The sequence below is a fragment of the Paracoccus aestuarii genome (assembly GCF_028553885.1).
Classification (GTDB): Bacteria; Pseudomonadota; Alphaproteobacteria; order Rhodobacterales; family Rhodobacteraceae; genus Paracoccus; species Paracoccus aestuarii.
In genome coordinates, this window is sequence record NZ_CP067169.1 from 950468 (window position 1) to 972221 (window position 21754).

27 protein-coding genes and 1 pseudogene are annotated in these 21754 nt (G+C 65.2%); 3 read left to right on the top strand and 25 right to left on the bottom strand.

What is annotated here, in order from left to right; translation table 11 throughout:
• Positions 1 to 9 precede the first annotated feature (9 nt).
• The 10 genes and pseudogenes from JHW48_RS04905 to JHW48_RS04945 all read right to left on the bottom strand — a co-directional run bounded on the left by JHW48_RS04905 (position 10) and on the right by JHW48_RS04945 (position 10933).
• The gene (locus tag JHW48_RS04905; RefSeq protein WP_119884734.1) at positions 10 to 414 is read right to left on the bottom strand and encodes a single-stranded DNA-binding protein; all 405 of its coding nucleotides are present in this window, start codon (positions 412 to 414) and stop codon (positions 10 to 12) included.
• A 666-nt stretch (positions 415 to 1080) separates the two neighbouring features.
• On the bottom strand, positions 1081 to 1632 hold the full coding sequence (locus JHW48_RS04910) for a DUF2285 domain-containing protein (RefSeq protein ID WP_272835794.1): 552 nt from the start codon (positions 1630 to 1632) through the stop codon (positions 1081 to 1083).
• Positions 1633 to 1666: 34 nt separating this feature from the next.
• A pseudogene (locus tag JHW48_RS18635) lies at positions 1667 to 1849 on the bottom strand (transcriptional regulator domain-containing protein); the annotation flags it as partial.
• 118 nt (positions 1850 to 1967) lie between these two features.
• The gene (locus JHW48_RS04915) at positions 1968 to 2273 is read right to left on the bottom strand and encodes a DNA -binding domain-containing protein (protein WP_119884733.1); all 306 of its coding nucleotides are present in this window, start codon (positions 2271 to 2273) and stop codon (positions 1968 to 1970) included.
• A gap of 47 nt (positions 2274 to 2320) precedes the next feature.
• On the bottom strand, positions 2321 to 2566 hold the full coding sequence (locus tag JHW48_RS04920; RefSeq protein WP_119884732.1) for a helix-turn-helix domain-containing protein: 246 nt from the start codon (positions 2564 to 2566) through the stop codon (positions 2321 to 2323).
• Between the two features lie 566 nt (positions 2567 to 3132).
• Positions 3133 to 3549: a hypothetical protein gene (locus JHW48_RS04925; protein WP_119884731.1), complete on the bottom strand. Its 417-nt coding sequence runs from the start codon at positions 3547 to 3549 to the stop codon at positions 3133 to 3135.
• 166 nt (positions 3550 to 3715) lie between these two features.
• Entirely contained in the window at positions 3716 to 4651 is a 936-nt protein-coding gene (locus tag JHW48_RS04930) for a DUF2493 domain-containing protein (protein WP_119884730.1), read from the bottom strand.
• Between the two features lie 324 nt (positions 4652 to 4975).
• Positions 4976 to 6013, bottom strand: coding sequence for a DUF7146 domain-containing protein (locus tag JHW48_RS04935; protein ID WP_119884729.1), 1038 nt, complete (start codon positions 6011 to 6013; stop codon positions 4976 to 4978).
• Positions 6013 to 10356 carry a bifunctional class I SAM-dependent methyltransferase/DEAD/DEAH box helicase gene (locus JHW48_RS04940; RefSeq protein WP_119884728.1) on the bottom strand — a complete coding sequence of 1448 codons (4344 nt, stop codon included), beginning with the start codon at positions 10354 to 10356 and terminating at the stop codon, positions 6013 to 6015. The genes JHW48_RS04935 and JHW48_RS04940 overlap by 1 nt, the downstream gene beginning before the upstream one ends.
• Positions 10357 to 10510: 154 nt before the next feature.
• Positions 10511 to 10933, bottom strand: coding sequence for an antirestriction protein (locus JHW48_RS04945; RefSeq protein ID WP_119884727.1), 423 nt, complete (start codon positions 10931 to 10933; stop codon positions 10511 to 10513).
• A gap of 116 nt (positions 10934 to 11049) precedes the next feature.
• Here JHW48_RS04945 and JHW48_RS04950 point away from each other — a divergent pair, with 116 nt between their 5' ends.
• Both JHW48_RS04950 and JHW48_RS04955 read left to right on the top strand, forming a co-directional pair.
• Positions 11050 to 11355, top strand: a complete 306-nt coding sequence (locus JHW48_RS04950; protein WP_240637661.1) for a type II toxin-antitoxin system Phd/YefM family antitoxin — start codon at positions 11050 to 11052, stop codon at positions 11353 to 11355.
• On the top strand, positions 11352 to 11735 hold the full coding sequence (locus tag JHW48_RS04955; protein WP_119884725.1) for a type II toxin-antitoxin system VapC family toxin: 384 nt from the start codon (positions 11352 to 11354) through the stop codon (positions 11733 to 11735). Before JHW48_RS04950 ends, JHW48_RS04955 begins: the two co-directional genes overlap by 4 nt.
• Positions 11736 to 11752: 17 nt before the next feature.
• Here JHW48_RS04955 and JHW48_RS04960 read toward each other — a convergent pair whose 3' ends face one another.
• The 6 genes from JHW48_RS04960 to JHW48_RS04985 form a co-directional block, all read right to left on the bottom strand.
• A complete protein-coding gene (locus JHW48_RS04960; protein WP_119884724.1) occupies positions 11753 to 12397 on the bottom strand; it encodes an antitoxin of toxin-antitoxin stability system in 645 nt (214 codons plus the stop codon).
• A 43-nt stretch (positions 12398 to 12440) separates the two neighbouring features.
• On the bottom strand, positions 12441 to 12806 hold the full coding sequence (locus tag JHW48_RS04965; protein ID WP_119884723.1) for a hypothetical protein: 366 nt from the start codon (positions 12804 to 12806) through the stop codon (positions 12441 to 12443).
• A gap of 93 nt (positions 12807 to 12899) precedes the next feature.
• Positions 12900 to 13319, bottom strand: a complete 420-nt coding sequence (locus JHW48_RS04970) for a hypothetical protein (RefSeq protein WP_119884722.1) — start codon at positions 13317 to 13319, stop codon at positions 12900 to 12902.
• 64 nt (positions 13320 to 13383) lie between these two features.
• The gene (locus JHW48_RS04975; RefSeq protein WP_119884721.1) at positions 13384 to 14040 is read right to left on the bottom strand and encodes a hypothetical protein; all 657 of its coding nucleotides are present in this window, start codon (positions 14038 to 14040) and stop codon (positions 13384 to 13386) included.
• A gap of 68 nt (positions 14041 to 14108) precedes the next feature.
• Positions 14109 to 14342 carry a hypothetical protein gene (locus JHW48_RS04980; protein WP_119884720.1) on the bottom strand — a complete coding sequence of 78 codons (234 nt, stop codon included), beginning with the start codon at positions 14340 to 14342 and terminating at the stop codon, positions 14109 to 14111.
• An 8-nt stretch (positions 14343 to 14350) separates the two neighbouring features.
• Positions 14351 to 14896 (bottom strand): hypothetical protein, encoded by a 546-nt coding sequence (locus JHW48_RS04985; RefSeq protein WP_147388032.1) that lies wholly within the window; start codon positions 14894 to 14896, stop codon positions 14351 to 14353.
• Positions 14897 to 15125: 229 nt separating this feature from the next.
• On the opposite strand from JHW48_RS04985, the gene JHW48_RS04990 reads away from it, so the two are divergent.
• Positions 15126 to 15443 carry an H-NS histone family protein gene (locus JHW48_RS04990; RefSeq protein WP_119884718.1) on the top strand — a complete coding sequence of 106 codons (318 nt, stop codon included), beginning with the start codon at positions 15126 to 15128 and terminating at the stop codon, positions 15441 to 15443.
• 80 nt (positions 15444 to 15523) lie between these two features.
• Here the strand turns inward: JHW48_RS04990 and JHW48_RS04995 are convergent, their stop codons facing one another.
• From JHW48_RS04995 to JHW48_RS05035, 9 genes are all read right to left on the bottom strand, one after another.
• Complete coding sequence (locus tag JHW48_RS04995) at positions 15524 to 15718, bottom strand: hypothetical protein (RefSeq protein ID WP_119884717.1); 195 nt, start codon at positions 15716 to 15718, stop codon at positions 15524 to 15526.
• 1 nt (position 15719) lies between these two features.
• The gene (locus JHW48_RS05000; RefSeq protein ID WP_119884716.1) at positions 15720 to 16100 is read right to left on the bottom strand and encodes a DUF6915 family protein; all 381 of its coding nucleotides are present in this window, start codon (positions 16098 to 16100) and stop codon (positions 15720 to 15722) included.
• Positions 16101 to 16111: 11 nt separating this feature from the next.
• Positions 16112 to 16594, bottom strand: a complete 483-nt coding sequence (locus JHW48_RS05005) for a DUF6878 family protein (protein WP_119884715.1) — start codon at positions 16592 to 16594, stop codon at positions 16112 to 16114.
• Between the two features lie 112 nt (positions 16595 to 16706).
• Positions 16707 to 17477: a DUF1281 family ferredoxin-like fold protein gene (locus tag JHW48_RS05010; protein WP_119884714.1), complete on the bottom strand. Its 771-nt coding sequence runs from the start codon at positions 17475 to 17477 to the stop codon at positions 16707 to 16709.
• Between the two features lie 225 nt (positions 17478 to 17702).
• A complete protein-coding gene (locus tag JHW48_RS05015; protein WP_170152199.1) occupies positions 17703 to 17867 on the bottom strand; it encodes a hypothetical protein in 165 nt (54 codons plus the stop codon).
• Positions 17868 to 18290: 423 nt separating this feature from the next.
• Positions 18291 to 18458: a hypothetical protein gene (locus tag JHW48_RS18640; RefSeq protein ID WP_240637660.1), complete on the bottom strand. Its 168-nt coding sequence runs from the start codon at positions 18456 to 18458 to the stop codon at positions 18291 to 18293.
• A 124-nt stretch (positions 18459 to 18582) separates the two neighbouring features.
• The gene (locus tag JHW48_RS05025; RefSeq protein ID WP_119884712.1) at positions 18583 to 18921 is read right to left on the bottom strand and encodes a hypothetical protein; all 339 of its coding nucleotides are present in this window, start codon (positions 18919 to 18921) and stop codon (positions 18583 to 18585) included.
• A 73-nt stretch (positions 18922 to 18994) separates the two neighbouring features.
• Positions 18995 to 19576: a hypothetical protein gene (locus JHW48_RS05030; RefSeq protein WP_240637659.1), complete on the bottom strand. Its 582-nt coding sequence runs from the start codon at positions 19574 to 19576 to the stop codon at positions 18995 to 18997.
• Positions 19573 to 21726 (bottom strand): ParB/RepB/Spo0J family partition protein, encoded by a 2154-nt coding sequence (locus tag JHW48_RS05035; protein ID WP_119884710.1) that lies wholly within the window; start codon positions 21724 to 21726, stop codon positions 19573 to 19575. Before JHW48_RS05035 ends, JHW48_RS05030 begins: the two co-directional genes overlap by 4 nt.
• Between the last annotated feature and the right edge of the window lie 28 nt (positions 21727 to 21754).

Consider the following 21754-nt stretch of genomic DNA (forward strand, 5'->3'; position numbering starts at 1 on the left):
TTGCTCGGCTCAGAAGGGGATGTCGTCGTCGTCGATGAACTTGCCTTCGTCGTCGTTCTGGGTCTGTTTGGCCCGGGAGAGGAAGTCCACGGAATCGGCGATGATCTCGGTTCCGTAGCGTTCGACCCCGGCGGCATCGGTCCATTTGGTGTAGTGGATGCGGCCGCGCACCAGAACCTTCATGCCCTTCTCGCAATATTCCTGGACCGTCTTGCCGAGGCCGTTGAAGGCGGTGATGCGGTGCCATTCGGTGTCCTGGACCCGATAGCCGTTCTCGTCGCGCAGGACGCGGCCTTCCGAGTAGCGGGGGCGGGAGGTGGCTAGGGTGAAGTGGGTGATCGTGGTGCCGCCCTGGGTGGTGCGGGTTTCGGGGGTCTGGCCGATGTTGCCGGCGAGGATGACGATGTTCTGCATTTCCGTTCTCCGTTGCTTCAACCGGAGGGACCGCCCCTCCGATGAGACCCGGAAAAAGATCGTCGGGAGACGCCTGCAACGGCCGGCCTGCCGGTCGCTTGTCCCCAAGTCGGGACTGGCGCGGGCAGGCGCGCTTGCGCGCCAACTCGGGTGCCGAACGCGGGGGTTGCTGGCGGAAACCGCACGGTCTTAGGGGATCAGTCCGGAGGAGGGGCAGGTCCATCGGGGAAGCGGGTTCGGAAACGGGAAGCAGGGCGCCGTCCTCGCCGGCGCCGTCATCGACCGATCAGACCCCTGAAGCTTGCGCCACCGCGGCGAACCACTTAGCCGATCACATCTTCCCGGCCACCTCTCCTGCACCCGCCGGAAGGTCCGGCCCGCGCCGGGAACGCGGGGCCGCCGGGTTTGGGACATGGGCACCTGCATCGCCTTCAAGGGACGCTGACCGGTCCGGGATGCGGGAGGGGCATGAAGGGTGTGCTGCGGGCGTCACCATGCATCTCGATGGGCCGCGCTCCAGAGCGAACGCTACGGTCGCGAGAGAGCCGGACACCGGCCAAGGGACTTCACGCGCAGGGCCAAGCAGACTCGGGACGGCGAACAGGCCATCGATAGCGCCTCACCATCGAATAAGCCGTGACGGTGGCTTGCGGCTTTGGTGACCGTTCACTTCATGCGGCCGCGTCGGGTGCGGTGCAGCAGCGCCTTGTAGCCGCCTTGTACCAGTTTTTTCCCGTCGCGGACAAGCCGGATCGTGGTTTCCCGAATGGCGTCTCCATTCCAACTCGCCGACGATGTTCTGTGCCTGGGGAAAAGCGCCTGCGCGATCTCCCGATAGCTGGCCCCCACAGCCCAGCCATCAACGGCACGAAGCGACTGGCGTGCGCGCGACAGCTTTTGGCGCGTGATGCGCATGTCGGGAGGAATGGCCTTGTTGAAGAGCGCGGCCCACAACCGATGGACTGCCTCCAGTCGATCAAGCGTCATCGCGTCCAGAAGGATGGTTGCTGACAACGGGCCATCTCGTGGGCCGGAAGGGAAGCAGATTGAGAATCCGGTGCCGCCGAATTCGATGAAACTGGCGCGTCGCATGGTTCCGGTCGGGTCGGATCCGTCCTCGTGCTCCGAGATCTCCGGGCCAGACAGGTTGCACGGGCTTGGCTGGAGAAGGATACTTCCTGGATCGATTGCGGGCGACCAGATGACGTCCTGCTCCAAGGCTGTTTTCGTGGGATCCGCGGCGAAAGCACAATCCCCACCTTTCGGCGAACGCACGGCCTGCATCAGTGTCGAGCTGGCCGGCTGCCGAAAGGTCGAGGTACCCCTTTTGGTACTCTGGGTTCCTGCGCAGGAACTCCCAGGCGATTTCAGGTGCGCTGAGATTTTCAATGTAGTCGTAGGCCGATGGAGGCCGCCAATCAGAACTCTGGGACATCGCCTCACCTCCTTACTCGGCGCCGGCCAAGGCGCTGATAAGAAGGAGAACCGACTCAGGCTGGGCTTGGGAACAACGAAGGTTGCACAACCTGATGCTGAATCTGCATCGCCATCAATCAACCCTGGTCTGAACGCAGGATTGTCAGATAGCCGCTGTCAGAGAGCCATTTTGCGCGGCGAAGATGGGAGGCATGGACCTGCTTGGCGCGTTCAAGTTCGGTATTCGAATCAATCTTAAAAAGAATATCAACGACTTCCCGCCAATCGGCGCCTTCGGCGTCTGCGTCCAGAAGGCGCAGATAAAGCCGAAGTTGCGCCCTGTCGTAACTTGTAGGCTCGTCGCCCGGCGGCGGAATATCCTGATAGCTGTGTTTTGTCACGGATTTGTCGTCGTAATCTTGGGGCCCCTGTCGCTGCGCCATGTTAACGAAGTTGTGAGTGCCCGTGAATGCATCGCGTTAGTTCGCGACTAACTCCCATGGGCGGTATCGTCCATCAGCATCACTCCTATCCCGCGATCTGACACCAGAAGAACGATGCCGTGCGCTTCAAGGGTCCGTCTGACTTCATCGCGCGTGGTTTCGTGGACCCCGAGCCCGCTTTCGGATTCAAGGCGCTTGAGCGCGGTCAATGATATCCGGGCCTTGTCAGCGAGCGTCTCCTGCGTCCATCCAAGCAACGCGCGTGCGGCCCGCGACTGTCGGGCGGTGATCATGCATGATCACCTCCCATGCCGGCAGACGCCCGCGCCAGAACTACGACTAATTTAGTCGCTTTGCGCCTCGATGGCCAGAAGTAATGCGTTGATCTAGCCGGGTATAGGTATTTTTCGCCGAACTGATTCGGTTGCGGCGTCGATGGCCGGGGAGCGCGATGGCGGCACGGCGCTCTGCGCGCGGATACTGGGGGGCAGCCGGCGAAAGAAAGCGCGATGATGCAGTCCCAGGGCGGATAGTTGCGCCCGGAGTGCATAAGAGCGTAGGGGCGGTGCGGCCATCCTGGAAGGCCAAACTGGATGTCGTAGAGTCACCAAGCCCGGCAGGTGTCGCACAGGTGAGGAAGCGACGGGTGGAATCTCGTTAAGAATGGTCGAGAGTCGACGTCCCACGTGACCGCTTGCGCTCTGATCGCTATCAACTCCGGCCCGAGAGGGTTGCTTGCGATCGAGCATTCCCCTGGCCAGTTCGCCGCTGGCTGCAGACCGAATCTTCAGAGAATTTTCCGAAGGACGCAGCAACAGGCTTGCCGCGGGGTTCAGGTCGGAGCGCAAAGCAGGTGGCTTCAGCGGGATAGAACCGACTGTCCGAGCGCACTGAGGTGCGCCATGGCGGCACCGCCAATGGCAACCCCGCCGATCCCGCCGAGGATGTTCAGTGCGATGGTCGAGTCGATGGCGTTCTTGGTGATGCCATAGACGAGGGCATAGCCGGCAATCGTCGCGGGGATGGCGAACAGAGCGAGAGCAAAGAGACGGAAGTACGGGTTCTTGGCGAAGCCCAGAACAGCGATGACGAAGCCGACCGAGAGGATCGCCGCACCGAGGGCAGCGAGAGCCGACATGAAGAAACCGGCTTCAGACGCCCAGACATATTGGAAGGCCGTCAGACCGACCATGAAGGGCAGAGCGTAGATCGCGAAATTGAAGGCGATTACGCAAGCGGCGAAAGCGAGCGAGATGGCAAGCAGGATCAGGAACATCGGAGCCTCCACGTGAACGGATGGGGATCACGACAGGCTGCCTGAGGATACGCACCGCCTGCGACTGAGATTGCTTCGCCGGTTCTTCGAGTGAGCTTCATTATGCACTCCAGGGTTGAGTTTCGTCAAGGGAACCCGGGCCGCGTGCCGCCCGGGCAGGCGGGGCTTACGCCCCGCCGTCGAATTTCATGACCGGGATGCCGAGCTTGCGGGCCTTGTCGGCGAGATTTTCCTGGATCCCCGTGCCCGGGAATACGAGGACCCCGATGGGCAGCGCATCCAGCATCAGATCGTTGCGCTTGAAGGGTGCTGCCTTGGCGTGCTTGTTCCAGTCGGGCCGGAAGGCGACTTGGGGCACCTTGCGGTGATCGGCCCAGCGGGCGGCGATCAGTTCGGCGCCTTTGGGCGAGCCGCCGTGCAGCAGGACCATGTCGCTGTGCTTCGCATGGACCTGATCGAGGCGCGCCCAGATCAGGCGATGGTCGTTGAAATCCGCCCCGCCCGTGACGGCGACCTTCGGACCGGCGGGCAGCAGCAGCTCCGCTTCGGCCCGGCGCTTCGCGGCGATGAAGTCGCGGCTGTCGATCATCGCCGAGGTGAGGTTGCGATGGCTGACCTTCGAGCCGGTCCGGGGATGCCAGGGCGAGTGGGTGTGGACCGTGAACGCTTCGGAGGAGAGGTCGCGGAAGAGCTCCATGCTGTTGCGGCGCTCGATCAGGGTCTGCCCCTCTGCAGTGAGGCGCTCGAGTTCGACGCTCTTTACCTCGCTGCCGTCCTGTTCGCGCTGGAGGCGGCGCTGGGCCTGTTCGTTGTCATCGAGGGACCGCTCGATCCGGTCGGTGGCGCGCTGGAACAGATTGACCGTCGCCCAGAGCAGTTCTTCGAGATCGGGCTCGAGGCGGGTGTCGCTGAGTGTGGCGACCAGCGCGTCGAAGATATCCGTGACGGCCGAGGCCACCATGTTGCCTTCGGGAAGCGGCCGGGGATCGGGTTCATCCTGGAATGGACGCCAGCCATAGAGCTGGAGTTCGGCGAGCGCGTGAGCGGTCTGGGAGGTGGTTTGGGACGGTTCAGAACCTGCTTTGTCGTCGTGGTCGGTCATCTCGGGCATCCTTCGCCGGGTAAGCCGCGCCCATCGCGGCCTTCGTGGCGACGAAAGCCCACGGACGGGCCGGTCTGGCAGCCCTCGCGCGCGAGGGCCTTGATGGCCGGGTCCGGCTAATTTGTTTCGCGATGCAAAGGCGGGGCTCGTCCCCGCCGGCGGAAATTAGCCGGTCGCGGCCATTGCCTGACCGGACCGTTTGTGGGCCGCTCGCCCTCTCAGAAGGCCGTGGGCAGCGGCTCTCCCGGGCGAAGTGCTCTGCGAGATGTCCCGCGTCGACAGGTGAAGGAGCCGCCGGGCCGATCACCTGCCAGTCGCGGCCGCTCAGACCACCAGAAACCGGCTGACGTCCTCAGGATGAAGCTGATCCTTCAAGGCCGCCCGAAGCGCATGGAGGCCGAAGGCCCGGAGATCGTCGTTGTGATCGCCGCGTACTGGCGTCAGCCCGACCACCTCGATCCCGGCCTCGAAGGCTCTGGCGACCAAGCTGTCCCGCGCGCCGATCCCGGCCGGGTCGCGGTCGTGGATAACATAGAGCCGGCGCAACGCCTCCGGGAACAGGATGGCGGAGAGATGTCCCGCCGAAAGCGCCGACATCGCCGGCAGGAAGGGCAGGGCCGAGCGAACCGACAGCACGGTCTCAATCCCCTCTCCCGCAGCGAGAACGTCACCCGAGCGACCAAAACGCACCCCATGGCCGAGCAGATCGCCCATCGCCCGCCGCGGCGTTTCGACAGGCGCCTTGCCGCGACCGTCCGGGGCGAGCCAGGTGCGATGCGCGCCGGTCTGATGGTCGGCCAGGTCGGTGACGGATGCGATCAGCGCCGCCCAGATCTCGGTGGGACCCCGGTCCGGGCTATAGTAGCACCGCGGGTGGAATCGCAGAGCGGCGGTATCGTGCAAAGCCGTGATGCCGCGTCCGCGCAGATACGTTTCCGCAAGTGTCCCGGTGATCGGCTGCGACATGGCGAAGAGGCGCCGCGACGCCTCGGTCGAGCCCGACGGCGCTGGGATCGCATGCCACCTTCGGGGTTCGACCTCCGGCAGGGGATGCGGGAAGCTCAGAAAGCGGCGCGCTTCCTCCGCGACGTCCTTGAAATCCACGAGGCGCAAGGATTCGCGGATGACGTCGAGCATGTCACCATGCTGGCCCGTGGCTGCGTCGGTCCATTTACCAGCCGCGCCCCTGCCGCGTTCGGGCCCGGTGAGGCGGACGAACATCGATCGGCCCGGCGTGTTGTGCACGTCACCGACAAGCCAGTAGCGACCAGCTTTCTGCCCGGAGGACAGATAGTGGCGGCAAACCGCCTCGGCCACCTGGCCGAGACGGATCGCCAGTTCGGTGGCCTCGTGACGCAGCATCAGGCGGCCTCCCGCTCGCTGACGCGGGCGACCGGCCAACGGTCGAGGAGCTTGCCAAGAACCTCGACTCCGCTGGAGTCTGCGGGAACGAACATCCTCAGCTTCCAGGAGATGATCTCGTGGAAGAGGCCATAGGCTGTGAGGCGCTGGCGCATCGTGTCGGTGAAGCCGGACAATTCGATGCGCGAGGCGCCCATCACCCGGACCCGGCGCAATTGCAGACCTTCGGCGAGATCGAGGATCGTGCGCCCGTCCATGAGTGCGGTGAAGGCGTCTGTTGCTGTTAGAGAAGGCTTCTCGGTGGCGGTGGCGTTCGCGACCCATGCAGGGGACACGCGGCGGCCGATGATCCTCTCCCCCGCGTCGGTCTGGAGCCGATAGACTCGTGTCGACTCGTTGGGCAGGCGCTTCCAGATCGGCAGCAGCAAGCCCGTGACGACATGGATGGTGCTGTCGGAAAATTCCGGCACCTCGGTGACCTCGGCATTCCATGCGGGCGCGAAGGCGTCCCGGTCTGCCGCGATCCAATGGGTGTCGCCCATCATTCTGATCGGGACGTTCTGAGCTTCCATCGGTCGGACCAGACGGACGCGCCGCTCGATCTCGCCGTCGTCGAGCATGACGCTGCTGGTCGGGATCTGGACAGCCGCGCGGCCAGACCGCTCGTTGATCAGCAGCAGGGAGCGCGGATCGTCAAGCTGAGCCAGTGCCGCTTCAAGCTTCAGTGGACGGTTGCGCTCGCGCTGGGTGATCGTGAGCAGCCGGGTTTCGGCGCTCGTGCCCGGATGCGTATAGATCACCTTCCGGTCGGCGACGATGAAGGACTCGGCGCGCAACGTCTCGAGGCCGAGGTCATAGGTGCCGGCTGCGATCGCCCCTTCGATCTTAGCCGTCAGCAACTGCTCGAAGGCGGTGAAGAGGAGACCCTGAAGCTCGATGGTCAGTGCGAGCATGCGATTGAGAAAGGTGGTGATGCCCGGCAACTCGTCCTTGATGCCATTCGAGTCCATCAGTTTCAGGCCGGTGGCTTCCTCGAAGCGTTCCAGCGAGCAGCCTTCGACCCGCCCCCGCACCAGCAGGAGATAGAGCTGGCGCAAGGCATCGCGGGCATAGAAGCTCTCCAGATTGTCCTCGGGGCGGAACAGCCCCTGGCCACCCGTCTGCCTCTGTCCCCGCGTGATCGCGCCGAGCGTGTCGAGACGCCGGGCGATCGTGCTGAGGAAGCGCTTCTCGGCTTTCACGTCGGTCGAGATCGGCCGGAAGAGGGGTGGCTGTGCCTGATTGGTGCGGTTGGTTCGGCCAAGGCCCTGAATCGCGGCATCCGCCTTCCAACCCGGCTCCAACAGGTAGTGGACGCGGAGGCGCTGGTTTCGCGCCGAGAGTTCGGCGTGATAGCTGCGCCCGGTGCCGCCGGCGTCCGAGAAGACAAGAACTCGCTTCTGGTCGTCCATGAAGGCCTGGGTCTCGGCGAGATTTGCCGCACCAGCGCGGGTCTCGACGACAAGCCGGTCGGCTGTCGTGCCGGAGCCGCGCTTGCGGATGATGCGGCGGGACCGGCCCGTGACTTCGGCGACCATCTCGGTCCCGAATTGCTGGATCAACTGGTCGAGCGCACCGGGGACGGGCGGCAGGCTTGCCAGCTTCGCGATCAGGTCATCGCGGCGGGCGACGGCCTCGCGGCTCTCGACCGGCTGGCCATCGCGAAAAACCGGCCGCGAGGTCGTGTTGCCCTCGCTGTCTGTGAAGGGCTCGTAGAGTTGCACAGGGAACGAATGGGCGAGGTAGTCCAGGACATACTCGCGGGGCGTGATGTCTACGCGGATGTCGGCCCACTCCTCGGTCGGCAGTTCAGCGAGCCGGCGTTCCATCAAGGCTTCGCCTGTCGAGACGATCTGGACCACGGCCGCATGTCCGTCGTCCAGATCGCGGGCGATGGAGCGGATCAGGGTCGGCGTCTTCATGCTGGTCAAGAGATGGCCGAAGAAGCGTTGCTTGGTGCTTTCGAAGGCGCTCCGAGCGGCGGACTTGGCCTGCCTGTTCAAGGTGCCGCTGTCGCCGGTGATATTGGCAGCCTGCATGGCGGCGTCGAGGTTGTTGTGAATGATCGCAAAAGCCCCGGCGTAGGCATCGTAGATGCGACGCTGTTCGTCGGTCAGCTGGTGCTCGACCAGCTCGTATTCGACACCGTCGTAGGAGAGCGACCGGGCGCTGTAGAGACCGAGCGAGCGCAGGTCGCGCGCCAGGACCTCCATGGCCGCAACGCCGCCAGCTTCGATGGCCTCGACGAACTCGGCACGGGTGGCGAACGGAAAGTCCTCAGCACCCCAGAGGCCCAGCCTTTGCGCGTAGGCAAGGTTGTGGACCGTCGTCGCGCCGGTGGCCGAGACGTAGACGACGCGGGCATCCGGCACGGCGTGCTGCAGGCGAAGGCCCGCACGGCCCTGCTGCGAGGCGGCGACGTCGCCGCGTTCTCCCTTTCCACCAGCGGCATTGGCCATAGCATGGCTTTCGTCGAAAATGATCACTCCATCGAAGTCGGAGCCCAACCATTCGACGATTTGCCTGACCCGCGAAACCCTTTCGCCGCGATCGTCAGACCGTAGCGTAGCATAGGTAAGAAAAAGGATACCCTCCGCGAGCGTGATCGGCTTGCCTTGGGGGAATCGTGAGAGCGGCGTGACCAGCAGGCGTTCCATCCCGAGAGCCGACCAGTCGCGTTGGGCATCCTCGATCAGCTTGTCCGACTTGCTGATCCAGACAGCCTTGCGGCGCCCGCGCATCCAGCTGTCGAGGATGATGCCGGCGGACTGGCGGCCCTTGCCGGCGCCGGTGCCGTCGCCGAGGAAGTAGCCGCGGCGGAAGCGGACGGCACCTGCTGCGCCTTCGGAGGCGGCGGCGAGGGTGTCGAAGGTCTCATCCACGGTCCAGGCCCCGGCGATGTGGTCGGAATGGGCCTCGCCGGCATAGATCACGGTTTCGAGTTGCGCGTCGGAGAGGTGCTCGCAGATGTCAGCGGGCAGGCGTGGCCGATAGCTCGGCTTCGGCGGTGCGACCGAGGCCATGGCCGTCGACTGGACAAGCTTGGTCGGATGCGGCTGCGCGCCGGGAATACGGATCGCCTGCAATCCGTATTCCTCATAAATCGCATCCGTGAGCCGGGCCGCGCCCTCCACAGGTTTCCAGTCGAGCGTCTCATAGACGAGCTCGATGCCCTCTGGATCGGAGGTGCCGGCAGACCGGGCTGCCGGGCCGGCGGCACGAGCCAGATAGCCGCGCACGGAACGTGGCGCGGCAACCGGAACGGCGACGGCGGGATCGACAGGCTGGCGCGGCGGGACATGTTCGGTGATCCAGCTAATCAGCGTCGCGACATCCGGCGCGATGCCGGGGCTGGCGGGGAAGTGCTCCGGGTGGTCGGCGGGCAGCTTGTCGATCACCATCAGGCGCGTGTCGATCGTCGTGCCATGTTTCGCATAGACCGCCCCATCGATCGCGGCGGAGAAGACAATGCGGCCGCGCTCCTGAAGCCGCCGGAAATGCCGATCCCAGGTCGGGTTTTCCGGGTTGAAGCTCGCGCCGGTGATGGTCACGAGACGCCCGCCGGGCGCGAGCCGCGCCAGCGCCGAAGCGACATGGCGGAAGGCGGCATCGGCAACGCGCCCCTGGACATTCGCCAGGACCGAAAAGGGCGGGTTCATCAGGATGACGGAGGGCACCACCGGGAGATCGAGGTGATCGTCGATCTGTGCGGCATCGAAGCGCGACACGGTGACGCCCGGAAAAAGAAGGTCGAGGAGGCCGGCGCGCATGTCGGCCAGTTCGTTGAGGATCAGTCTGCCACCCGCGATTTCGGCGAGGATGGCGAGCAGTCCCGTCCCGGCGGAAGGTTCGAGGACACGATCCGCGGCCGTGATCGCCGCGGCCGTGGCGGCGGCGAAGGCGAGGGGAGCAGGGGTCGAGAACTGCTGGTAGCTCTGCATTTCCTCCGAGCGGCGGGTCTGCGTCGGCAGGAGGGAGACGATCCTGGCGAGCAGGGGGAGCGCCGCTGCCGGAGACCCGGCTTTACGGATCAGCGTCTTTCCGTATTTGCGCAGCATGAGAACCATGACGGCTTCGCAGGCTTCGTAGGCCGCCTTCCAGTCCCAGGCGCCGGTGGTGTCGGAGGCGCCGAAGGCGGTTTCCATAGCCTGGCGCAGCAAGGTCGCGTCGATGCGCTGGCCTTTCTCAAGATGCGGAAGAATGAGCCCGGCGGCAGCAAAGACGGCGGCGGCGGTCTCGGCGTCACGGGCGAGCGAAAGCGGCGCGGTGGCGGATTCCGCCGCGGATGCGGAAATCATGTTCATCGGGGAGTCCTCGGTTGAGTTCTGGGAATGGACTCCGCACGGCGCTCTCTCCGCCGCACGGATCCGCGCCCTCCCCAGCCCATCTCTCGCTCTCGGGCGAGGACTGCCAGGGAGGGGAACGCGCCCCGACCTCAGGCCGGGACCCATCAAGCAGTCAGTCGATGGCCTGGAAGATCTCCGCCGCCTCCGGGTGATCGGTGGCGTAGTCGTAGAGGCGGCCATAGCCTTCCGCGAGTTCGTCGTCATCGTAGCGGAAGGAGAGATGCGAGAAGGCGAAGAGCGTGGCGATGATCCCGGCAGCATCCGCCGAAACCTCGCCCTCGAAGCCGTTGCCTTCGCAGAAGAGGCGGTAGCGGGGCTTCGAGGTCGGCACGAGATAGAGCGGTTGACCGGCGCGTTCGTAGAAATCCCAGAGGCCGCCGCCGTAGTCGCCGGGGCTGAGGGTCTCCATGAAGCGGAAGACGGTGTGCTCGCCGATGATGAGCAGGTGCAGGCCGAAGAGACGCGGCAGGAAGTCCATGCGGCGGTCCTCGGGGACGCGGGTTGCGGATTGGGAAGCAAGTTCGGGCAGGGCCATGATCGGTCTCCGGGAGGGGAAAGGGACACCAGCCGGACGACCCTCTCTCAGCCCGTCCGGAGGCGCCCCCTCCCGGCCCTCCTCTCGCTCTCTTCGGGCTTGAACTGGACCATTCCATGGTCCATCTTCAGCATGAGAGCGGATGGCACTTGGAGCGATGTGCGATGAGGGTTTCTGTCACCGAGGCGAAAGGGCAGCTCACTGAGCTGGTGAAGCGGGCGGAAGCCGGCGACGAGGTCATCCTGACCCGGCGGGGCCACGAGGTCGTCCGCCTCGTGCCGGTTGCTGTCGCGGCGAGCCCGAAAGGCCGGCGCGCGCTGATGGAGCGGGTCCGCGCCACGGCGCGGGGCAAGGTGCTGCCCGGCACCGATGCCGCGCGCAGCCAGGATTTCCTCTACGGGGATGACGGGATGCCGGCGTGATCGCCGTCGACACTTCGGCGCTGATGGCCATCGTGCTGGACGAGCCGCAGGCCGAAGCCTGCATGGCGGCGATCGAGGCGGCAGACGGCCTGCTGATCTCGGCCGGGACCGTGGCCGAGACGCTGATCGTCGCCGGGCGCCGCAATGTCGGCGAAGAGATCGCCGCGCTGGTCGAGGGCCTGGGGTTCGAGATCGTCTCCGTCACGGAAGGCTCGGCGCGCCGGATCGCGGAAGCCTATGCCCGCTGGGGCAAGGGCATCCATCCCGCCAGTCTCAACTATGGCGATTGCTTCGCCTATGAGGTCGCCGCCGAGCGCGGCTGTCCGCTGCTCTATGTCGGGGATGATTTCTCGCAGACGGATGTGCGATCGGCTCTGTAGAACCTGAAAGCCGGGTTTCAGCCGAAGCGGTTTCCCGCTCCCGTGAAGGTATAGTCATTGGCCCGGATCGTCTCGGCCACGGCCTCGTCCGAGGAGATGGCGTCGTATTCCTGCTCGAGCTGCCGGTAGAGCCAGCGGGCGAGATCGCGCAGCGCCTCCGTCACGGTCTCTTCGGCATCGGCGGTCATATCCTGCCAGGTAGGACTGTCGCGGGTAACGGCGATCGCCATGCTGTATTCGTGATAGTATCGACCCCGGTGGGTCGCCTCGGCGGTCAACTGGTAGAAGTTGCGCCGCTGCACTTCTTGCAGGACATCCGCGATGCGGTGCAGTTGCGCATCCTTCGGCGCATAGGCACGGATTTCCGCCGCCGCACCCTTGCGGTAAGAATAATGACCTTCGAACGCGGCACCATCGCCCTGCGACCAGAAGCCGGTGAACCAGATGCAGGGGTCTTGGCGTGTGCCGCCGCCCATGAGGCGCACGGTGCGGGTCTTGAAGCGGATGCCGAGGATTTCCGCGATATGCTGGAAATCCTCATAGACGGCATCATACCAGTCGTAGTCGAACTCGCCGTCGCGATACCAGGCGCGCGCCCGGTCCTTGGCGTCCTCCGTGAGTTCGTCGAAGCGAAAGACGGTGATTTCCAGAACCTCAGGCACCGGCGTCGCCCTCGGCCAGGACGCCGGCGAGCCAGCCATCGGTTTAGATCCAGTCCACGGTCTTGCCGCTGGCGAGATCGAGCACATGCGCGCCACCGCCGAAGGCATCCGACCGCGGCCTCGTGGCGGTGGTCGCGTATTGGAAGCCCCATCTGCCGGTCAGGCCGAACGCGGCGGCGCAGCGCTTCACGAACTGGATGAGCGCCTCCGGATCGCCGTTGCCGTCGTCATGCATCCAGAGATGGGTGCCGCCATGTTCAGGCTGGATCGAGAGGGCGAAGAAATCGGAGGGAGGGTCCTCCCCAGCATTTTCTTCCGCAAGCGTGTTGTAGATGTCGAGGGCCCGCGCGGCATTGTCGGGGGTGCCGACATCAAGGAGGCAGGCGAAATGGGTGAGAAAGCTTGTCATGATGGTCTCCTGACATGACTAAGCCCGACGCCATGGCCGGGCCGTGAGGAAAAGCTGGGATGGGCTACAGGCTCCGCCGCTGCGGCGGCGGGGTCATTCGTCGGGGTCGATGCCTTGCAGGGCGGCCTGGAGCCAGTGCGCTGCGTCCATCCAACCGATGGATTTGCGGGCGCCAAGGTCGAGGACCTGGGCGCCACCACCGAAGGCGTCGATGCGGGGGCGCGAGCAGCTATGGCTGTAGGTGAAGCCCCAGAGTCCGGTCAGATCGAACTCCTCGGCGCAGCGCAGGACGAAGGCGACGACGTTTTCGACGTCGCCGGAATCCTCGCTGTGGATCCAGAGGAGGGAGCGTCCCGGTTCATTGATGCGCGATACGTCGAAGCCGTGCCACTGGGGTTCGGCGCTCTCTTGATCTTCGTCCTGCAGGTGCAGGTAGAGATCGACCGCGCGCGCGGCAATCTCCGGCGCTCCCACGTCGAGCAGGCAGGAAAAATGCGTGTAGTAGTCGGCCATGGTCGCCTCCTGAGCGGTTGGGTCCCGGCGAGTGGCCAGGATTGAGGGGGGATGTCGGGACGGGTCAGGACTGGCTGATGCGCTGGCTTGCCGCCGTCAGCGCGGCATAGGCCGCCTGAAACTCGTGGTAGGTGACCTGCCGCGAGAGATCGGCATCGGCAGTGACCGCGGCAAAGGCCGCCTGGATATCGGCGTCATGGACCGATTGCGGCGTCAGACTTTGGAAGCGCCGGTCCGTGGCGAGAAGCGTGGCGATGCGCCGCCGCACCCGGTCCTCGTCCAGCACCGCAAGGGTGAAGGTCGCAGGCGGCAACCGCATGGGGTCATCGGGATCGCGGGCGCCGGCAAGGATCGCCTCTCCCCGCACGATGGCCCAGGCCGCCTTCGCCTGCACCTCCGGGCTCGGGATCCGCTTGGCCCGCGCATCCGCCGACAGGATACGCAGCGCGTCGAGCAGCATGTCGAAATGCCCGGCCTTTCGCTGCACCGTCTCTGCGAAATGCGATGGGACGGGGATCTCCTGGCCGGAATAGGCCGCGTCTGCGCCCTCCCAGATGCCGGTGACGTGGCTTTCGCCGGAGCTGTCCGCGTCCTCCCGGGCGTCCCCCCAGCCATCGTCCTCAATGGCAAGGCGGCAGGCTTGCGCGGGTGTGTCCGCCGAATAGCTGCGCTGTCGATAGACGGGCAGATGATAGGTGACTTCGACCGTGTAGTCGGGCATGGGTTTGCTCCTTGAAACGCAAAGGCCCGGCACGATGGCCGGGTGCTGTCGGTGGACGATGTCCGGGGTCATGCCTCTGGCGCGGGATGGATGCGGTCGCTCTCGAAGGCGACATCCTCCGCCACGACGCGATGATCGCCCGGCGTGACATGGTCGATGTGTTCGGGCCAGGCCCTGGATTCCATCGTCTCGTGGGCGGCCGCTTTGGCCTTCTCGATTGCCGCTTCGTCGCTGTCGGCTTCGACGGTGAAGCCGTCGAAGGCCCAGACCCAGAATCCGACCTTGACGGTGTATTCGGCCATGGCGGGGCTCATGCGGCGAGAAGCACGGCCGCGTGGGCCGTCGCGCGCCAGAATGGATCGACCAGGCGTCCCTCGAGCACGCTGGCCCGGAAGCGCAGCCGATGCGCGGCGATCTGATTGTTCCGGCCTGCCTCGAAAGCCGCACCGGCGCGGATCCCGCTCGCTTTCTGGACCACCAGCCGGGCCTCGCCATCGGAAATGACGGGCGGGCACCAGCTGACGCTCCGTGCATGGACCTTGCCTGCGAGGGCGAGACATTTCTCGTCATCCTGAATGACGATCAGCTTTGCAACGAAGCCGCTGGCGTCTTCGGGGAGGTCCGCGATGGCGTCGTCCTCGATACGGGTTTCGGCATGGACGATGGCCTCTTCCAGGCAGGTAGTCCGGGTGAGGATTGCCATCTGCTCGATGGAATAGCCTCCATGGGCAAGTCCGCCCCCGAATTCGAGATCGCCGAGGCATGAGACCAACAGCGGAAATCTGCTGGCCTTGGCGAGACCGGAAACCACCTGTGCGACCATCGTGGTGGTCGAAATGGGCACGACGTTCTTCATCGGGTATCTCCACGACGGGCGCCGGGGGACTCTCCCCCAGCCCTGAACCCGTCACGAAGAACCCGACCCTCCTCTTCCTCTGACCTTGATCTTCAGGAAATACTCCGCCGCCGCACCTTCAACGGCCTGATATACGCGCATCCGGATCTACGATTTTCCGGCTTTCTACTTGGTTGTCTGGGCGCAAAACCATGAATACTCTGCGTTGCATCGCAATCACGAGGGTCCAATGACCAGCCCCAATCTCGATGACCTGTCGCTCAAGGAACTCAAGGCGCACCAGAAGGCAGTGGAAAAGGCGATCGCCAGCTTCGCTGAGCGGGAAAAAGCCGCGGCGCGCGCCAAGGTGGAGGCTCTGGCGAAGGAACTCGGCTACGACGTGGCCGATCTTTTCGACCTACCCCGCAAAGCGAAGCGCGTCTCGGAGGCGAAATACCGCCATCCGGAAAACCCCTCGCTCACCTGGTCGGGGCGCGGGCGCAAGCCGCAATGGTTCGGCGAATGGCTGAACGCTGGAAAATCGGCGGACGATCTGAAGATCGCCTGACGGCGCCCGGGGTAAAGGAAAAGTCCGGGGGAGGCCGAAACGGCCAGCCCCGGTGCTGTTTGTGGCGAGACGTTCCGACGTCAGAGCCGCCAGTCACGGGCGAGCTTCCGCGCCTTCGCGTGATAGCCCAGCATTTCGCGATAGAAATTCTTCCGCGACTGCCGGAAGCGGCGCTCGCGCCGGACGTCCGGGTGCAGAAGACGTGCCGCAGCACGAACGACGGCACAGCCAGAGGCATGGATGCTGAGGCCGAGCCGGAGATACTGGCTGAACATCTCAGCCTCCGGCCGCCGTGGCCGCCGACGCGCAATGCGGATCGACCTCCGGCTCGATGCGCTGCGTTCGCCCCATCCAGGGTTCGGGACGGATCGCCCGCGCCCAATCGGCGAAGGACGGGATATGGCCGAGATCCTCGCGCACATGCTGCTCGCCGATCCACCGGGTCGGGATCACCCGCCCGGTCGAAAGCGTGATGGTCGGGCCGAAGATCGTTTCGGCCATGAAGATGCCCTCCGCATGATGCCGAAGCGCGCGATGCCGGAAATCGGCCAGGATTTCCTTCGAGGCATCGAACCAGGAGTGGATGGGCAGGTAGTCATCGACCGTGCCGCCCCACTTTTTCACAGAGGAGAGGGCGTGATGATACGGATGTGCCATGCTCGCCTCCCTCAGAACTCGTGGCTGTAGTATTCGCTGCTGGTGAAGCGCTCGTTGTAGTCGAGCGAGATGCTTCGCGTGGCGACGTCGAAGGTGAACTCGCCAAAGGCACCGTCGTTGTTTTCCCAGCCACCATGGGTTTCGGCCAAGAGGTCGTAGGCGAATTGCTCGATGGCAGCTTCGACGCACATCGTGCTGCGCTTGATCTTGTCGGACCCCCAGACGGGGGAGCAGATCGCGATCTCGGCCTCAGGAAGATCGGCCACCTCGCCGCCGGCGCGGGCGTCGATCTCCTCGACCTGGCCGCTGTCACCGCTGCCATCGAAGGTCACGATGACCTGGGTGATGCCGGCGGCGGCCAGCGTATCGAAGAGCGCCGCTTTGTTGGCCCGGCGCGGTGCCTCGGCGCGAAGGTTGTGCTCCGCCTGCTCGGCGAAGTGGCGGGCGACGATCGCATTGATGTCGATCACCTGGGGATCGGGTTTGTCGGTCATGAGAGGTCTCCGGGAGAGCTGGAAGGACGAACCGGGCGGCGCTCTCTCTGCCCATCCCGGTTCGCCCTCACCCGCCCCCTCTCTGCCTCTGGGGCCGAGCGGGCGGGCACGCTCAGATCATGGCCGCGCCTGGTACCGGGTCCTCGGCCTCGCCGTCTTCATCGACGCAGGGCTCTCCATAGATTTCCGCGTAGAGCTCGGGCGTCGGGGTGATGCTTTCGATGTCATAGATTCCGCAGGAGATTTCCGCCCGGTAGGCGAAGAGCCAGCCTTCGTCAAAGCCCTGGATATCGATGCGAAGGTCTTCGCATTCCGGGTGATCGGCGAGGGCAGCGAAGACCGGCTCCGGCGGCGACCAGGCCGTGTCGAAACGGAATTCGAGCCGGCCCTCGCGCTCCTCAATCACCTCGAAAGAATAGGCGTTCCATTTGGTACCCCAGTTGCTGATCGACCAGGAATACCAGGAGGCATGGCCGCATTCCTCATAGGCCCTGATCGCGATCTCGGCCTTGGCGACGCAACCCGGATCACGTTGGGTCAGCAGGGTCTTGAGACTCTCATAGTCGGTGACGCCAACCTCTTGCACCCAGGGCAAGCCGAGATAGCGAGCCACCTCGGCCTCGATCGAGGGGGTTCCGAAGCCATCCTTTATGATCTCGGGACGACCGAGCACCAGAAGGCCCATGCTGACGGCGGTGCTGCTTTCGGTCTGCTCGAGGATCGTCGGACGCGGAATGATGCGATTGAAGTCGAAGCGGGTGAAAGGATGCTCCTTTCCGTCTTCATCGGCTTCGACATTCTCGACGAGAAACGCGGCGCGGAAAGCCGCGATGGCTGCGGACGGGCCGGTCACGACGACCCGGTTGGTGACATGGTTGGGCATGGAAGGTCTCCCGAGCGCCGGTATGGGAAGCCCGGGCTGGCGGCGCTCTCTGCACGGCCCGGACCACCCGGTCCCGGCCGATCTCTCCCTCTTCACCGCGCGCAGCGTGGCGCACATCCATCGTCATCCCCGACGGGATGGCATGCCTCCGGAGAGGCGCGGGGCGGCGAGACGGAAACGGCCCGGGCGCAAGCCGGGCCGTCGGGGTGAGGCGCTTCTCGCGCCTCAGCCGAAGGGATCGAGCTCCAGCTTCACCATCTCCTCGTCTCCGTCGAACTCGTCGGCGGGCATGGCGCCGTGGGTGCCATCCCCGGCCTGAAACACGATGATCGAGACCATCAAGGTGGTGGCGAGGCTGGCGGCGAAGGCGGTGGCATCTGCGTAGGACATCGGTTCCGGCTCCTGTTTTGGGAGGCGGGGGACCATCCCCCGCGCGACAGGCGCCCGAAGTGTCCGACCGGATCTGCAATCACCCTCGGGCGTTCGGACTCTTTCCGAATCCCCGAGGGCGGCACGCTCGCGTAAGCCGACCCCTTGCGGGTTGATTGACGAAGAGACGGTCGGACCAAGGTTCGCGAATGGAAGCGGGGGTGGTGTTTTGCCTCCGACAGGGGCCGGAAGCCCGTCGCAGATGCTCCGCCGCGCCAGCCTCGTTGCCGGGCAGGTTCCAGGACGTGTTTCAGGCCGGGGACGGAACCCGCTGCATCGTGACGACGAAAGGGTGACGCAATGGTGAAGCTGGATCTCGTTCCATCGCTGCGTGAGCAGCGATCCCCGGCGGCCCCGGTGTGCAGGCACAGCTTTGAGGGCCGGTCAGTCCCAGAACCCATCGGCAATTTCACGGGCGATCATGGCGCGGGCCTTCATCATCACATCGTCGCCAGAGGTGTCGATATGCCCGTAAAAGCGCGTCCGGGCACCATATGCCGTCCAGTCGGCATAGCGGCAGTATTCGTGGGAACCAAGCCGGAAGGCGCGCATGTCCTCGGCCCAATGCGGCTTCGGCTCCACGACACGGTGACGCCACCGCGGGTTTCCTCCCACGGAAGCGATCGCTCCGAGGGAAGATTGCGGCCGTCGTCGGAGAAGATTTCATCGACCGTCATCATGCCGAACTTTCCGTGTCGGCGCTCGGACCGAGGCCCGCCGGATCGGCGGGGGAGTGATCGCCGGTTTCGATGTCGCGCGGCATCGTCGAGAAATACTCGTCGCGCTCCAGCATCCGCTCGAAATACTCCGCGCCGATTTCGTCGTCGGGCGGGGGATCGTCCTCGAAGGCGTCGCTCCACCAAGCCTTGGCGATGTCTGTGCGCCATGCGAAGGCTTGGTCCGCGTCGAGGAATACGCGCACATCCGTGCCATGACGGTGTTCATAGATGGCGAGATGGACAGTCTGCGGAACGGGTCGGTCTGGTGCGGTCTTGGTCTCGGATGGAACGGTCATTTTACTTGTCTCCTGAAACAAAATGGCCCGCCGTCGCTGGACGGCGGGCCGGATGGACGGGGATGTGCGAGGATCACGCGGCGGTACGGCCCTCGATGGCATAGGCACCTACCTCGTCGGCCGCGATCCCCTCGAGACGGGCGCGGCTGTATCCTTTCCCGGCGAGCCAGAGTTCGGCCGCCTCGCGGTCCTCCGCGAGGTGAAGCAACTCGACGTTCCCGCCGACATCCTGCACGACGCGGACCTGACCGATCTTCGGGCGCTCGATCACCCGGAAGCTCAGATCGCTGTCGATGCCGTAGCTGCGCAAGACGGTGATAAGAATGATGCCGCCTTCGCCGAAATTGCCTTCATGCAGGGTGAAGGACGGTGGTGTCGTATAGGTCGGACGCTCGCGGCCCGGCTCCTTGCGCACGAGGCGGCCGACCCCGTTGCGGGATTTCCACGCGGCGAGCTTTCTGGTGAAGCGAGATGGCGGCTTCGGTTGGCCATCGCTGTAGGCGACGAGCGAGCCGAGCGGCGCAATGTCGAAGATGAGGGAAGCGGACATGAATCTGGTCTCCTGAAACGAAAACGGCCCGGCGAGATGCCGGGCCTTGAGGCGGAAGGGGATGGAAAGCGGGGCGACCGAAGCCGCCCCGCGGGTGCAGGTCACTCGGCGGCGACGAGAGCGGCCGGATCGCCGGCGGTCTCGGGGGCGGCCTCCTCGTCGTCGGCGGCGAGGAAGTCGGGCAGCGCCACACCATCCTCGTCCTGATCGGTCGCGCCATCCACGGCCTGCGCTTCGATGGTGGAGCGCAGCGGTTCCGGCAGCCAGCCGGTATCGGCCAGAAGCCGTTCGGCCTCCTTCGCCATGTCGCCCTTCTTGAGATGTGCGATGAGATCGGCGGCACGATCTCCGGCACCTTCGCGCACCGCTTCGAGGATGCGGGTCTTGGTCACGCGGCCGAGATAGTTTTCCACCGTGGGTTTCCAGCCCGCTTCGACGAGATCGAGGCAGGTGGCCTGTGCGAGCCGTTCGGCCTCGGCCATGCGGCGGTCGAGACCGTGCTGCGAGATGCCATTCCCCGAATAGGGGTTGGGCCGCTCGTAGAGCGCGTTAACGCCGAAGCTGACGCAATGGGCGAGCAGCGCCAGGCGGCTGGCATCGTCGAGACCGTCGATCCAGCCCCAGAGCCGGTCGTCATCACCGGAGGGGATGTCGCCCCGCCAGGCGTCCGCGCGCTCGTCGATCATCTTCGCGGCGGCACTGTCCGCGAGCCCGGTCGCGTCAGTGGGGAGATAGATGTGACGCACCGCGGCGTAGAGGCTGGTTCCCGAGGTGGAGGTGCGCTCGAAGGTGTCGAGGACCAGCTTGTGCAGCAGGGCCGTCATGGCAACATGCGGATTCTCGGCAAACGCATTGCGCAGCGCGAGCGTCCGCCAGGCGGTCAGGTCCGTCACCAGCCGCTCGGGAAGCGGCTTGACGGCATCGTCCTCCTCCTCGTCTGCGTCCGGAACCGGCTCGCCGCCGACGGTGATGACGGCGCGCTGCACGGCATCAGGATCGGACGGGTCGGCACCTTCGCCGGCATCCTCGCCATCGTCGGTCTCGGGGTGTTCGTCCTCGGGGCGAACATAGCCGCTGCTGATGATCAACTCGCCCTCGCGGCCGATGCTGACGAAGACGCCGGCACGGGCGATGTCTTCCGGTGCGAAGGTGGTGGGTCGTTCCTCGAAGGCGTCCAGCTCGGCTTCGATTTCGGCGAGCCGCTGATCGACCTCATCGGGCAGGTCTTCGGTTTCGGCATACTTCGCTTCGAGTTCGTCATACTCGTCGCGCAGCGCCTCGCGGGCGGCGCGCTCCTCGTCGGTCAGCTCCTGGGTCACGCCGACCAGCCTGCGCAGGCCGTTGGTGTGGCCGTAGGGCAGCTCGACCGCCGCGTCGATCCACTTCCAGCCCTGACCGGCGATCTCGTCTGCGACGGTGCGCAGCTTCTCGTCGACCAAACGGTCGAGGAGCGTGACGTCCTGCAACCAGCCGCCGTTCTCGTCGGAGAAGAGATCGCGCAGCACCGGGCCGCCCGCCGCCTCATAGGCTTCGACACCGATGAAACGGGCGCGCTTGTCGGCGGCGGGAACCGTGGTCTCGGTCAGCAGGCCACGGATCTGCCAGGGCTCTTTCTGCCACGACGTGCTGATGCGCTCCCAGACCTGTTGCTGGCGCTCGTGATCGGGGTTGACCGTGAAGGCTTCCAGCATCGCCAGGGTCATCTCGTTGCGCGCATAGGCGTCGTGCAGCGTCGGCGCGACGGTGGCGAGGCGAAGACGCTGCATGATGTAGCGCGGTGTGGTCCGCCAGGCATCGGCGATCTCCTCCTTCGACATGCCCATGTCGAACATGCGCTTGAACGCCTTGAACTGGTCGAGCGGATGCAGGGCGAGGCGCAGCAGGTTCTCGGCCAGCGAGTCGTCGACGGCCGAGGTCTTGGCGTCGGCCTTCTTGACGATGCAGGGCACGAGCCCTTCGGCCGGGAAGCGACCGGCTTCCACGAGGCGCGCGATGGACCTGTAGCGGCGGCCGCCCGCCGGGGTCTCGAAATCGCCGGTCTCGTTGCCGTCCTCGTCGAGGATGGCGCGGACATTGAGGCCCTGCACGAGATCCTCGCGCCGGTCGATGTCATGGGTGAGTTCGTCCAGACCGGCCTCGATGTCGATCTCGCGGACATTGCTGTCCGACAGCCTGATCCGGTTGAACGGAATGTCCCGCGCCCGCGAAAAGACGATCATCGGGACAGCGGGTTTCTTCTTGGCAGCTTTGGCCATCGTGGTATCTCCGCGACGGGCGCCGAGA